This window comes from Desulfovibrio sp. 1188_IL3213, from assembly GCF_036763145.1.
Classification (GTDB): domain Bacteria; phylum Desulfobacterota; class Desulfovibrionia; order Desulfovibrionales; family Desulfovibrionaceae; genus Desulfovibrio.
Window position 1 is genome coordinate 1 of sequence record NZ_JBAIYR010000033.1, and the last position, 13,950, is coordinate 13,950.

General features: G+C 54.1%; 9 protein-coding genes and 2 tRNA genes. 5 read left to right on the forward strand and 6 right to left on the reverse strand.

Going from position 1 to position 13,950, the window contains the following annotated elements; genetic code table 11:
* Nucleotides 1-103: 103 nt before the first annotated feature.
* Complete coding sequence (locus tag V6C16_RS03375) at nt 104-292, reverse strand: ribbon-helix-helix domain-containing protein (protein ID WP_333535245.1); 189 nt, start codon at nt 290-292, stop codon at nt 104-106.
* Nucleotides 293-718: 426 nt separating this feature from the next.
* On the opposite strand from V6C16_RS03375, the gene V6C16_RS03380 reads away from it, so the two are divergent.
* Entirely contained in the window at nt 719-1,447 is a 729-nt protein-coding gene (locus V6C16_RS03380) for a PAAR domain-containing protein (protein ID WP_333535244.1), read from the forward strand.
* 208 nt (nt 1,448-1,655) lie between these two features.
* Nucleotides 1,656-1,892, forward strand: coding sequence for a hypothetical protein (locus tag V6C16_RS03385; RefSeq protein ID WP_333535243.1), 237 nt, complete (start codon nt 1,656-1,658; stop codon nt 1,890-1,892).
* A 513-nt stretch (nt 1,893-2,405) separates the two neighbouring features.
* Here the strand turns inward: V6C16_RS03385 and V6C16_RS03390 are convergent.
* A tRNA-Ser gene (locus V6C16_RS03390) sits at nt 2,406-2,500 on the reverse strand.
* A 413-nt stretch (nt 2,501-2,913) separates the two neighbouring features.
* On the opposite strand from V6C16_RS03390, the gene V6C16_RS03395 reads away from it, so the two are divergent.
* Together V6C16_RS03395 and V6C16_RS03400 are read left to right on the forward strand one after the other, a co-directional pair.
* Complete coding sequence (locus tag V6C16_RS03395) at nt 2,914-4,668, forward strand: glutamine--tRNA ligase/YqeY domain fusion protein (RefSeq protein ID WP_333535242.1); 1,755 nt, start codon at nt 2,914-2,916, stop codon at nt 4,666-4,668.
* Nucleotides 4,669-4,868: 200 nt separating this feature from the next.
* Nucleotides 4,869-4,944, forward strand: a tRNA-Lys gene (locus V6C16_RS03400).
* A gap of 823 nt (nt 4,945-5,767) precedes the next feature.
* Here the strand turns inward: V6C16_RS03400 and V6C16_RS03405 are convergent.
* Together V6C16_RS03405 and xsc are read right to left on the reverse strand one after the other, a co-directional pair.
* Nucleotides 5,768-7,240, reverse strand: a complete 1,473-nt coding sequence (locus tag V6C16_RS03405) for an APC family permease (protein ID WP_333542773.1) — start codon at nt 7,238-7,240, stop codon at nt 5,768-5,770.
* A 169-nt stretch (nt 7,241-7,409) separates the two neighbouring features.
* Nucleotides 7,410-9,152, reverse strand: coding sequence for a sulfoacetaldehyde acetyltransferase (gene xsc, locus V6C16_RS03410; protein ID WP_333535240.1), 1,743 nt, complete (start codon nt 9,150-9,152; stop codon nt 7,410-7,412).
* 460 nt (nt 9,153-9,612) lie between these two features.
* Between xsc and V6C16_RS03415 the strand changes: the two genes are divergently transcribed.
* A complete protein-coding gene (locus tag V6C16_RS03415) occupies nt 9,613-11,310 on the forward strand; it encodes a sigma-54 interaction domain-containing protein (RefSeq protein ID WP_333535239.1) in 1,698 nt (565 codons plus the stop codon).
* Between the two features lie 184 nt (nt 11,311-11,494).
* Here V6C16_RS03415 and V6C16_RS03420 read toward each other — a convergent pair whose 3' ends face one another.
* Together V6C16_RS03420 and V6C16_RS03425 are read right to left on the reverse strand one after the other, a co-directional pair.
* Entirely contained in the window at nt 11,495-12,853 is a 1,359-nt protein-coding gene (locus V6C16_RS03420) for an aminotransferase family protein (RefSeq protein ID WP_333535238.1), read from the reverse strand.
* 564 nt (nt 12,854-13,417) lie between these two features.
* On the reverse strand, nt 13,418-13,950 hold a 533-nt coding region (locus V6C16_RS03425; protein ID WP_333542774.1), incomplete at its 5' end, for an NAD(P)(+) transhydrogenase (Re/Si-specific) subunit beta.

The window sequence follows — 13,950 nt, forward strand, 5'->3', positions numbered from 1 at the left end:
GAGAAAAGTGTATTATGGTGACTCATGTCCAAAATCTCCTTGTGTGGCAAAGTTTTTCGCAAACTCTTTATACCACATCGCATTGAGATTTTGGACTTTTTTCTTAACCCTTAGCCGGACAGCAATGAGCTTGAAGCCAGTTTTTGACTGCCTTGTCACGCGCCATCAGAGCGCGAAGCCCATCACGGATAACTTCGCTTTCTGTCGCATACTCACCAGCTTGCACCTTTGCCTTGACCACATTTGCCATCTCATTGGGCAGCGTGATGCTGAATTGCTGTGTCGTCCGCATATAGCCTCCTTCAGCATTGATAGGATTAAGTCCTACTCAACTTTATGAAGCCCCGCAATTATAAGTAGCCCTACGGGGTTAACCGCCTCACGCCTGTGCCATGTTTGACACAACCCTGCACGTAAAGCTGATTTTTGAACAGTTGCCAAAAAAATCAGATCAATATGCCCATACTTAACAGGTGATACGGGGCTTACCAACTATATTGCCTATTGTTTAGGCTCAGATATGGAGCCAAAATCGTTGGATATCGCGTGTAATATAGATTTTATGCATTTACTGCGCATATATTAAAGTCATGATAAAAATTACCACGTTACACTCAGTGGCAGGCGCTTTTTTGCGCCACGGCTCCATTTCCCCCCCCCCAAGTATCCTACGCTTCTCACAAAACTTGCGATACTAGCATCGCACCGGGGAGGTTGCATGACCTATACCATTCACGGACGACACATTATTGTGTTGGGAGACAGAACAACGCACGGTGGTCAGGTTATCAGTGGATCAATGACTTTCAGCTATCTTGGTGTGCCCGTGGCGCGTGTCGGGGATCAGGTGACATGTCCCAGGTGTGGCGGTGTCCATAAAATTGTCGAGGGTACTGAAAATACATTTGATCATGATATGCCCGTTGCCGTGCATGATTGCCGCACGTCCTGCGGTGCAAGGCTGATAGCGGAAAGCGCGAACAAGCCTTGGAATCCAGCATGGGCTGATGGCCTTAGCTCTCCCCGTTTTGAGGCCCCACCCAAAGCACCGCCACCGCTCAACGATTCCGAAATGCGCGCCTTTCACACACAGGCTGAAAAACAGGGTCTGGGCGACAGAAAAACCCTGGCCCAATACCGCAAGGTTACTGCCGGCATTTCACTGAGCGCCGGGCATTACAGCGGGTGGGAAAACCGCGATATCCCCATCAATGGGGAGGCCTTGGTATACGTAAAAAATATTGGGGAATATATTACTCCTGTAACTGTAAAAGCTGGGATTTCCCGAGGAGAAATACAAATTCAAGGGTGCCATCTTATACAACAATGGGAACATGTGTTCAGATTTATTGGGAATACTGGAACATGGACTGTTTCTGTTGATGCTCCTACGGATGTGTATATGCTTCATATTGAGGTATGGACAAAGGATATTTATGCGAATTAATATACTTTTTTTCCTTGCCATCACGGTTATAACGCCACTGTCTGTTCATGCAAGCGAAGTACGTATACCTTGCAACAGTGTGAAAGAAATAGAAATACGTAAGACAGTCCCCGGAATGCCAGTACTTATGAATGGGGTCCGAGGGAGTTGTAAGGGATATGATTGTTATGTGATAGGTATACGGCTGAATGAAAAAGAGGCGGCAATCATGCGCGATCAGGTTTGCCTTTTTATTGGCCAACCATACGACGTATATGTTGGTACAAAAAAAATGATTTCTGGTATCAAGAGGGATTTTGTGCCACCTGTAGAAATTTTTAGCCTCGTAGGTGAAGATGCTGTATATGCAGAATTTGAGGAGGCAGAAGCAAGGGCCATTGAAATTTGTCCGGACAGACCCGTAAGATATGCCGGGATTCTTGGCGAACGGCCAAAGCCTGATTAAAGTCGCGAGGGACAAATGGAGCAGATGTAGAGGGCTCAACACCAAAGTGTAGAGCTTAAGTACTATGACCAAACTTCTAGAGTGGTAGGCCAAATAGCGTACTCACGGAAAAAGCGGCAAGCCACCATTATGGCAGCTTACCGCTTTTCGACGTCGAAAATTAATGATTCCAAAATGCGCGATTTTCACGCCCAGGCTGAATAGAGTCTGGGCGACAGAAAAACCCTGGCCCAATACCGCAAGGTTACTGCCGGCATTTCACTGGATTACATACATGTAATGTTTATTTCAGGCCATTTTTCATTCAAACTTTTTCACCAGCCAAACCACCCATAAAATACCTATCCGTGAATTTTATAGACCTACTGCAAAAGCAGCGTATTTTCGCAGAGGTTTGAGCAAAAGTATGGACAACGGTATGGATACGGCCATGTACTCGCTAAAATCATACCCTTTTTGAACGCAAAAACCGCCAAGCTATCATCAGATAACTTGGCGGTTTTACTTGCTATGTGGCGGAGAGGGAGAGATTTGAACTCTCGATACAGGTTTAAGCCCGTATACTCGCTTAGCAGGCGAGCTCCTTCGGCCGACTCGGACACCTCTCCGCGTGCAACGGACGCAGCAGCGCCCAGAATGCAGAAGCGCAATCTAGCTCAGTACAGCATGCCTGTCAAGAGAATCAAGAGAATGAACATTATTGCTCCGTATTTAAAAAAGCCCGTTGCCCGCCCTTGAGCCACACAGCCGCATGTTCAGGCAGTTACCCACGCACGGTAAGAACACAGGACGGCGCATGATCCTTCCCGCGCCTACCTGCCGCACAGGCTGCGGCCTTGGGCCGCAGCCTCGCAGCAATCTGCCGTTCTTTCGTTTTGTCAGATAAAAAGCAGGCGCAAACTGCGCACGAAACAGCCAGCACCCGAAGCATTTCCTTGCCGGAAGAACCGCACGTTGACCCTTGCCGCTGCTTGGCGTAATTTAGGAGTTTACATTATCGCCAGGAGCAATGGAGCGCAGTATGGCCCCCGAAACAAAATCCGCAGTCCCTTCCCCCGCAGCAGGTTCCTCCAATCCTTCTTCCACAACCGCAGCGGCGGAGCCTGCAAGCAAGCCCGGAGTGGACTTTATCCGGGCGCGCATCATGGAAGACAACGCCACCGGCCGCTACGACGGCAAGGTTCATACGCGCTTTCCTCCTGAGCCGAACGGCTACCTGCACCTGGGACACGCCAAGTCCATCTGCCTGAACTTCGGCGTTGCAAAGGAATTCAGCGGCCTGTGCAACCTGCGCTTTGACGACACCAATCCCACCAAGGAAGAACAGGAATACGTCGACTCCATCCGTGAAGACGTCCACTGGCTTGGCGGCGACTGGCAGGACCGGGAATTTTACGCTTCCAACTATTTTGAGCAGTTGTACGAATATGCCGAGCAGCTTATCAAAATGGGCAAAGCCTACGTGGACGACCTTTCGGCCGAAGAAATCCGCGAACATCGCGGTACGCTTACCGAGCCCGGCCGCGAAAGCCCCTGGCGCAACCGCAGTGTGGAAGAAAACCTCGACCTCTTCCGCCGCATGCGTGCCGGAGAATTTGCCGACGGCGAACGGGTGCTGCGCGCCAAGATCAATATGGCTTCGCCCAACCTTGTCATGCGTGACCCCACAATCTACCGCATCCGGCATGCCGAACACCACCGCACGGGCAATACATGGTGCATCTATCCCATGTATGACTTTACCCATTGCCTGTCGGACTCCATTGAGGGCATCACCCACTCGCTCTGTACGCTGGAATTCGTGAACAATCGCGAACTGTATGACTGGGTGCTTGAAACCCTCGGGGTCTATCACCCCCAGCAGATCGAATTCGCCCGTCTCAATCTCACCTATACCGTGCTCTCCAAGCGCAAGCTCATCCAGCTTGTCAAAGAAGGCCACGTACAGGGATGGGACGACCCGCGCATGCCCACCCTCAGCGGTCTGCGCCGCCGGGGCGTGCCGCCCGAAGCCCTGCGCGAATTTTGCTCCCGTATCGGCCTGGCCCGGGCTGATTCCACCGTGGAATACTCCATGCTGGAATTCTGCGTACGCGAGCACCTGAATGCCCATGCCGCGCGCGTCATGGCCGTGCTTGACCCCATCAAGGTGATCATTGAAAACTACCCTGAGGGGCAGGTGGAAGAATTTGACATGCCCTACCACCCGGAAGATGAAAGCTACGGCAGCCGCAAGGTTCCCTTCTCGCGCGAAATTTACATCGAGCGTGACGACTTCCGTCTGGATCCGCCCAAAAAATACCACCGTCTGGCCCCCGGCGTGGAAGTGCGCCTGCGTTATGCCTACTTCATCACCTGCCGCGAGGCCGTGCTGGATGAAAACGGCAACATCACGGAACTGCGCTGCGTTTACGACCCCGAAAGCCGCGGCGGCCAAAGCCCGGATGGGCGCAAGGTCAAGGGAACCATCCACTGGGTTTCTGGCGCGCACGCCCTCCCCGCCGAAGTACGCCTGTACGAACAGCTTTTCAGCGTGGAAAACCCTAATGCCGCTCCCGAAGGCCAGTCTTTCCTGGACTATATCAATCCCCAGTCCCTCACGGTCATCGAGGGTCTGCTTGAACCGGCCCTTGCGGAACTTGCCGTAGGCCAAAAAGTGCAGTTCGAGCGCCTCGGCTACTTCTGCAAGGACAAGGACAGCACAGCGGAGCGCCCGGTCTTTAACCGCACAGCAACCCTGCGCGACACCTGGGCCAAACTTGAGAAAAAAGGATAAGGTCCACAAGGCCCCTTGGCGCTGGGCAACAAGCCGATTCGGCAGAAATGCCCGCGCCGGCTACAAACCGCAATTTGCGGTAATGCCCTTGCGGCCCAGACACTTGCGCCCATTCCGGCCTACCCGCGAAAGCAAGTAAACCGGGCATAAAATTCATGCTTGACAGCCGCAGTATCTGTATATATATTGCGCGTCTCAACGGGTCGTTAACTCAGCAGGTAGAGTATCTGCCTTTTAAGCAGAGAGTCGCAGGTTCGAACCCCGCACGACCCACCAAAAAAATCAAAGGCTTATGGCTACATGCCATAAGCCTTTTTTCATTGGGCATGCCCGTTTTCTGCCGGCTCGCCAAGGGGCGAACGTTTCAGTACAGCTGCTGAGGTGAGCGCACACGCCCGCCTCAGCCGGCTTCAATCATTTCCTGTATGGCAATCAAGGGCATGCACTGACATGATTCTTTCATTCCAACCAACAGCTTCAAAGCCCGGCAACGACACGGAGTGCTCATCAGAGCCTGATTATCTACGCGGCGCATGGCGGGTGGCACAGGCCGTCTTGTTTGCAGACGCACACCCCCAGGGAGACAGCCTCAGAAACGGATTAAGCCAACCCCAAAATCGCTTTCCCCGGGGCCTAGAGCAATTTCACTTTGAAATTGCTCTGGCGGCTGCGTGAGCAGTCGCCCGCCGCAAAGATGCAAGCGCAATTTACTTGCGCGGTTAAGCAGCGAAGCGAGCGTGTCTTAAACTTTGAGAATGTACATTCTCAAAGTTAATCTGCTCTAGGTGTTTGCGGGGCTGGCAGCTTCTGGAAGGCAAGGCCCCTGCCCCACCACCACTGCCACCAAGGGTCAATCTGGCATTCCGCAGGCGTAAGCCCTCAAATTTTAGCCGGTCCCCCTCGCGTGAAAAGGGAGACCGGCCGCTGGAGGAGATACGCCATCAGATTACGGGGCTGTACAGGCTACGGGGCAGTAGCATGCACAAGTAGTCGTGTTGGCGGGCTTCCCACGCGCATGGACATGGGAAACATTGGGTTCAGGCAGCAAGGCTGACAAAGCAAGGCTGTTGCAGCTTCTGCCCGAGTGAATTTTTTTCAGCTACGCAGCGAGCTGGTCAGACTTTTTTTCAGCCTTCTGGGCCATATGATCCCTCAGGTCAGATTCACCCAGGATCATATACGTGCGCTCCTCTTCAGAAATGGCATGTACAGCCTTGTACCGCACAATGTAGAAGCAGACCCCCAGAATAGACCAGGCAACCAGCACATGCCACGACTCAGGCCCGATGCAGGCAGGCGACATGGGCAGCGTCAGCAATCCCAGACAGATCAAAGACGCCGCGCAGCCCAGTATCCCGCTTATATTACAGTTGTCTTTATGGTTACGCATGATCACGAAAGCGGATGCCGAGGCAAAGAAGTAGGCCACGATGGTACCGATTGAAGACATGTCCACAACCCAGGATAGAACTTCGCGGCCGAAAAATGGCGCAATTGCCACCACAACGAGCGTAAAGTTGAGCGCGTTGTGCGGGGTTTTGTGCTTGTCATGCAGGGACGAGAACCATACCGGCAAAATATGGGCACGCCCCATGCTGAACATAAGCCGTGAACTGGCTATGAAAAATCCGTTAATACCGGTCAGAATGGCGGAGAGCACCGCAAGGGCGAGCACGAAGCTGCCGACCTTGCCCAGCGAAAGACTGACGGTATAGCCCGTATGCCATACGGGATTGAGCGCCAGCAATTCCGGATAGGGAATAACAGCGGCCACAGCCAGGGTAATTATGCTGTATGTGACGATGCCGCAGACAATGGATAAAATCATGAGCCGCACGCCTGTTTTCGCGGAAAAATTAAATTCCTCCGCAGCCTGCGGGATAGTGTCAAAACCCACGAAAAGCCAGGGTGCAATGGCCGTGACCGCAGCTATGGACGCAATGACCGACTTGTCCTGTGCAAACCAGGGTTCGATATTCTGCCATTGGCTTGTGGGCGACACCACCGCGCCCACAAGAAGCGCAAGTACACCCACAGCAAGTATAACCGCCAGCACAACCTGCACCTTACTTACGACATCCGCACCTCTGTAATTGAGATACCAGAACAGCGCCAATACAGCTTCCAAAAATAATAACTCACCGAAATAAATTTTCCATTCAGCAATACTGTACATGTACCCCAGTTCCAAAACGCCGGGTATGAGAAAGCGCGTCAAGAGCACAATGGCAGTGCCGTTGAGTGCAATAATGCAAAGATAACCCAAAAGTAGCGCCCACCCGCCCACAAAGGCCAAGCCTGGCCCAAATGCCGCGTAGGCAAAAGCAAAAACACCACCAGCCACAGGGTAAAGCCCCACAACTTTACCGTAACTTACCGCAATAAACATGAGCAGCAGACCCCCGCATACAAAACCTATGCAGGCGCCGATCGGCCCAGAACCCGGCAAAAACCTCAAGCCGGGCATAATGAAGGCTCCCCATCCGATAATCGCGCCGAATGCTAACGCCCATATGGACAATGGGGACATATTTTTTTCCAAGACCGGTCGGGATTCATGAACTTGTGACATACAACAGTTCTCCTCGGTTTTGGCACCTTCCGTGGCGCATCAGGCAATCAAATTGCTGGCATAAAAAGTTGTGGAGCGCAAAAAAATCGCCATATCTGAAAATTTGAATGAATTTACCTTGCAACCGAAAGGGCGCGCCCGGGAGTTATCCGGACGCGCCCTTTTCTGACTATTTGTTGAAATGCGCCTTGTCGAGATGCTCGTACTTGGGCAGGAACCTGGTCGGCAAGGCCAGGGCGTCTCTACGGAAAGGAGGCGCAAGACGCGTGCCGTCGGTCATGATTTCGATAACCGCGGGGCGACGGTTCTTTCTGGCCGTGTCCAGAGCCTCGGCCAGGTCTTTCTGCGTGTTGACGGTATAGCCGTCAGCACCCATGGCTTCACCGATCTTGGCGTAGGACTTGGACCAGATGTCCGCGCCCACAAAACGGTTATTGTAGAAGTCCACCTGGTTTTTCTTTTCGGCGCACCAGGCCCCGTTGTTGTAAACGGTGGCGATGACCGGCAGGTTGTACTGGCAGGCGGTGGGTACTTCAAAAAGGCTCATGCCCCACGCGCCGTCACCCACGATAGCCACGGTCAGGTCTTCGGGGCAGGCCAACTGCGCGCCCAGGGCGGCCTGATAGGCAAAGCCCGTGTTGCCGAAGGTCAGGGTAGCCACATGGCGCTTGGTTTTCTTGAAGCGCAGGTAGCTGTTGGCCGTGGAAGACGTGTTGCCGATATCGGTGGTGGCAATGGCGTCGTGATCCGTAATGAACTTGCCCACCACTTCCAGGGCCTTGCGCGGATGCATGCGCCCGGCTTCCACAGGCTCATCAGCGATGAGCGCGATTTCCGCATACCAGTTGGCAAGCTCGTCCTTCACCAGGTTGTGCACCGGGGTGAGGTCCTTCTTGGCGGGTACGGCTTCACGCAGGCGCGCGAACAGCTCTTCCGAGGCGTCCTTGGCGTCGGCGCACAGGCCCACGGCAACGGGGTGCGTCTTGGCGATATGGCGGGGGTTGATGTCAATCTGCACAATCTTGGCGGTCTTGGGGAAATAGTTGATATCATACTGCGGCAGCGTGCCGAAATAGGACAGCCTTGTACCCACGGCCAGAATGACGTCGGCCTTCTGCAGAATGCGCATGGCGGCCTTGGAACCCATGTAACCGATGGGGCCAGTCCACAGAGGATGGTCGCAGGGGAAGGCATCGTTGTGCAGATAGGTCGTCGCCACGGGCGCGCCCAGATATTCGGCCATGGCCTTGAGGGTTTCCATGCAGCCGGAGTCCACCACGCCACGGCCGGAAATGATCACCGGGTTCTTGGCGTTTTTCAGCACTTCCACGGCGGCGGCAAAGTGTTCGGGATTGCCGATGCCGCCGGGGGCTACGCGGTATTGTGAAGGATGCAGGATGTCTTCATCCAGTTCGCCGTAGAAGTAGTCGCGGGGGATATCCACAAGCACGGGGCCGCGTTCGGCGTAGGCGATGCGGAAGGCCGTGCGCAGAATGTCGGCAGCGCGCTTGGGATGCGGCACGCGCAGCGAGGCTTTGGTGATGGGCTTGAACAGGTTCCACGTGTCACATTCCTGAAAACCGTCCCAGCCTACGGAAATGCTGCCGGCGCTGGGCGAAATGACCACCATGGGCGAATGCGCCATGTTGGCGGTTGCCACGGCCGTTACATAGTTGGTGATGCCGGGGCCGTTCTGCCCGATAACCACGCCCGCCCTGCCGGTAAGGCGGCTGTAGGCGTCTTCCATATGCCCGGCAGTCTGCTCATGACGCACCGAAACAAAATCAATCCCCGCAGCGGGGAACAAGTCCAACATATCCATGAAGGCGGAACCGAGGATACCGCTTACATGGTTTACTCCTTCCTGAACCAAAACTTCTGTCATGGCCTCACTGGGCGTCATCTTGGGCATGTTATCCTCCGATACAAATGCATGATAGGTTGTTACCGCTTCCCGCGTATCCGGCGTCTTGTCATGTCTTACGGGGCTTGTGGCCCGTAGCTTGCAGAACCATGTGGGGTTTTGCCGAAAACTGCCTGTAACGTGGGGCTGCCTGCGCACCGCCTAAGCTTGTATCTGAGTAATACAAGAAGTGTTCCAGAGCGCCGATATGGTTAACATATTTTAAACATTGACATTATCATGCGGCCCCCTGCATAATGCTAATGCAATATCGCCTTACTACGCATATTACCATGTTGACATAATGCAGCATCGCATTATCTGTAAAAAAATGGAAAGGGCGCATATGAACAAATACATATATGACATAATATATCTTCTTAACCTAATGCCCTCCAGCAGCTGTGCACTGGTTTGTAGTGACGAACATTGGGCTATTGAGGCATGTAGTCATTCGTTTCATCTACTTATGCAGAAAATCAGCGATTCGCTCCCAGATGCTAAAGACAGACATATTCCCGCGCAAGGCAGCAATATTTCACTTTTAAAAACGCTTGAACGTTATTGCGCCCCCAGACTGTCCAAAAAAGTGCAAGCAAGTGAGCCAGATACCCCCATTGACATCTGCCTGCCCTGCGGCAAATGGGCGCTCTGCTGGAAATGGCTGAACGATGAAGATTCCCCGACAGGAAAAAACAGGCGCAGGTTTGTTATCCTGCATGAAAGCCATGTGGCGGATAATGAGCAGGACGTGCACCTCCTGTATCAGGAATTGCACGCCATCATGGATTCAATGTATGACGGCATGTGGATTATCGACGGCAATGGCACCACGCTGTACGTCAATAAGGCCATGAAGCGCATCGCCAACATTGAGCCCGAAGAGATGGTCGGCAAGTCTGTGACCATTCCGATGCTGGAAGGCAAATTTTCGGCGGCAGTGACGCTGGAAGCTCTTGAGCAAAGAAAAATCGTCACAAGATTCGATGACTATCCCAACGGAACCCGCTGCCTCAATACAAGCACACCCATCTTTGACAAGCAGGGCAATATCTGGCGCGTGGTGGCCTGTATTCGCGACCTTACAGAGCTTGAAACCTTGCAGCGGCGGCTGGCCGATGCCGAACGCGCGGCATTTTTGCGTCAGGCCGAAGCGGCAGCCTTGCAGCACAACAATGAAAAAAAATTCATTGCCACGGGCAAGGTCATGCGCCGCTGCGTATCCGAACTTGAAAAAGCGGCCCGCGCGCCATCGGGCATTCTTATCCTGGGCGAAACCGGCACAGGAAAAACCTATGCCTCTTCCTACATACACCAGAAAAGCCCACGTGCCGACGGCCCCTTTATTTCAGTGAACTGCGCGGCCATACCCCCCACGCTCATTGAGTCAGAATTGTTCGGCTATGAAAAAGGCGCGTTTACCGGGGCCAACCGCTCGGGCAAAAAAGGATATTTTGGTCTGGCCGACAAGGGGACCCTGCTGCTTGACGAAATTGGCGAACTGCCCCTGAGCATGCAGGCAAAAATCCTGCATGTGCTTGATGGTCAGGGCTTTCGCAAGGTTGGCGGCGAAAAGGAATTGTGTGTGGACGTGCGCATCATCGCCGCCACCAACAGACCCCTGGACCAGCTGGTGAGCACCGGCCTGTTCAGGGCTGACCTGTATTACCGCCTGCGTGTGCTGAGCATAAACATGCCGCCACTGCGGGAGCACCCCGAAGACATACCCGCCCTCATGATGACCTTTCTGGACAAGGCCTGCACCCGCTACAACACCATAAAAACATTTTCGCCCAGCGTTATTGACTGCTTCAGCAAGCACTCGTGGCCGGGCAACGTGCGCGAACTGCGCGCAGCGGTGGACTTTCTGGCAGCCATGACCGAAAGCAGCGTCATATCCATGCGCGACCTGCCTGCCTACCTGCTGGGCGATCTGCCCGAGATATGCAGCGAAGACGAAACCGAAGAATCCCAGCCCGGGCAGATCGATAAAAATCTTTCCTTCAAAGAGGCTGTTGAAAGTCTGGAGCGCTCCCTTATCAGTGACGCCCTGACTGCCACGGGCAGCACCTACAAGGCGGCTGCGCGGCTCGGCATCAGCCAGTCCACCGTGGTGCGCAAGGCCAAGCAGCTGCGCATTCCCGTTACCGAGAAAAAAAGAAGCTGATGCAAGGCCGGGCCAGAGCTCGGGAGCCGATGCAAAAAAGACAGGGACCGCCCAGAATAACTTCTGAAGCGGTCCCTGATGGTTTGCCCGGCCGTCCTCTTCGCCGGCTGCCGGAGCCGACCGGCAAGGCTCACTATTGCCGGTGGCAAGGCTCCGACGGGAATGGCCCGGCAAGCCTGCGCTGTTAGCCCAGAACTTCGGCTATGGACTCACCCAGCGCCTTGAGAATGGTATCGATCTGATCCTTGGTCACAATATACGCCGGGGCCACGTTGATGATATTGTTCCGGCCCACAAAGCTGCGGTTTGTTCTGCCCACAAGCACGCCGCGCTTGGCCATGGCTCCGCAGACGGCAATGACCTTTTCTTCTTCCAGGGGCTTTTTCGAAACTTTGTCTTCAACAAATTCGATGCCCTGCAAAAGACCCTTGCCGCGCACATCACCCACCTTGCTGTGGGAGAGAAGCTTCTGCAGGCCCTGCTGCAGGTGGTCACCCATGGCGACAATATTGTCCAGCAGCTTTTCTTCTTCAATGATCTTGATGTTTTCAAGGGCAGCAGCGGGAGCGGCAAGGCAGCCGCCGAACGTGCTGATATCGCGGAAGTACGAAAGCTTGTCAGTGGTATCCTGCAGGGCCGCAAACACTTCTTCGGTGGTCACGGTGCAGGAAATGGGCATGTAGGCACTGGCAACGCCCTTGGCCATGGTCACGATGTCGGGCTGGATGTTGAAGTGCTGATAGCCGAACCACTTGCCCGTTCTGCCAAGACCGCAAACAACTTCATCCATGATGATCAGGATGCCGTACTTTTTGCATATCTCGGAAATGGTTTCATAGTAGCCTTCCGGGGGCACGATGATGCCGCCACCGGCCGTGATCGGCTCAAGGATGACAGCGCCAACGGTTTCGGGGCCTTCCTTCAGCACCACGGCTTCCAGTTCACGGGCAAACTTTTCGCCAAGGTTTTTCGTGCCTTCAGGATAGGGCGAACGGTAGGCCAGGCATGCGGGAAATTCCACAAAACCCGGTGTAAAGGGACCATACTGCTCGCGGCGTTCTTCCTGACCGCAGGCGCTCAGGGTGCTGATGGTGGTTCCGTGGTAGTCGCGGTCACGGTAAATGATTTTATATTTTTTGCCCCCGTGCTTGAGCTGGGAGATCTGGCGCACCATCTTGAAAGCTTTTTCGTTGGCTTCGGAACCGCTGCTGGAGATGTACACGCGGGAAAGGCCCGGCATGTGCGAAAGCAGCTTTTCAGAAAAATCAATGGCAGGCTGGGAACCACAACTGGCCGCATAGAAAGGCAGCTTTTTCATCTGCTCGGCGGCGGCATTGGCGATGCGCTCGCGGCCGTAGCCCACGTTGACGCACCAGACGCCGCCAGATGTGGCGTCCAGATATTCCTTGCCGTTAAGATCCTTGAGATACATGCCCTTGCCCTCTACCGCGATCATGGGGGCATTGCCCTGATGCAGCATGAGGTGATGCCATACGTTCTTTATATCCCCGTTGACATATTCATTTGTGTTCTTTGCTGACATGGAAAATCACTCCTTAAAAATGTTGGACTGCGGCCATAAACAGCTCTGAAATCAAAATCCCATAGTTCAACAAAACATTCCGCGCATCCGGCAAGGGCCACTCTGGCGACAAAAAAACTCACTGTGTTATCGCCAAACGTTTTCCATACCCTCCTTGCTGGCGGCTGCCACTTGCCTGATTTCAGACCGCGCGCATTGCAAGCCCTGCCCGGCTTGTTGCATCAATAAAGGCAATAAGCATGCCATGCCGACAACATCCCTGAATTAAAGAATATTTTCACAGAACACTCTTGAGACAATGCAAAAGAGACTTGTATTTCCGCGCAAGTCATAAAGAAAGGAGTCACATGTCGCGTAAAAAAACGTAAACCGGGCGCTCCCTCCCTGTCAGGGGAAAGAGCGCCCGGAGCGGCTGCGCATGAAAAAACGCGATTGCGGGCTTTATGTCTCAACTGCGCGCCGGGGCCAGAGTGGGGTGGGCCTTAGGACATTCAGAGACATGCGTTTTTTCGGAGACCGCGCAGAGCATTTTGCTTTATAGTAAAAAAATACGCCTGACCGGATCTACACCAGATCGCCCTGGGCATATGCCAGCAGCTTGTCAAAGGTCTTGCCCGCGTCGCCGGTCATGAGGATCACGCCGTCGCGCTCGTACAACGGATTCGGCACGCCCGCGTAGCCGGGCTTGTCGTCATAGTTGGCGATGATGATGTTGCCGCAGTCCTCCACCTTCAGGATGGGCATGCCGTAAATGGGCGTGCCTTCGGCAGTGTTGGCGGCGGGGTTCACAACATCGTTGGCGCCCACCACGATGACGAGGTCGGACTCCGCAAACATGGGGTTCACCGTGTCCATTTCAAGCAGGTGCTCGTAGTCCACGTTGGCTTCGGCAAGCAGCACGTTCATGTGGCCCGGCATGCGGCCGGCCACCGGATGGATGCCGTAGCTCACCCTGGCGCCCTTGCTTTCAAGCAGGTCGGCAAGCTGTTTGACCTTGTACTGCGCCTGGGCAAGCGCCATGCCGTAACCGGGGACAATAACCACCTTTTTGGCGTTCTGCACAAGCTTTGCGGCGGCGGCTTCCTTGCTGTCCGCGT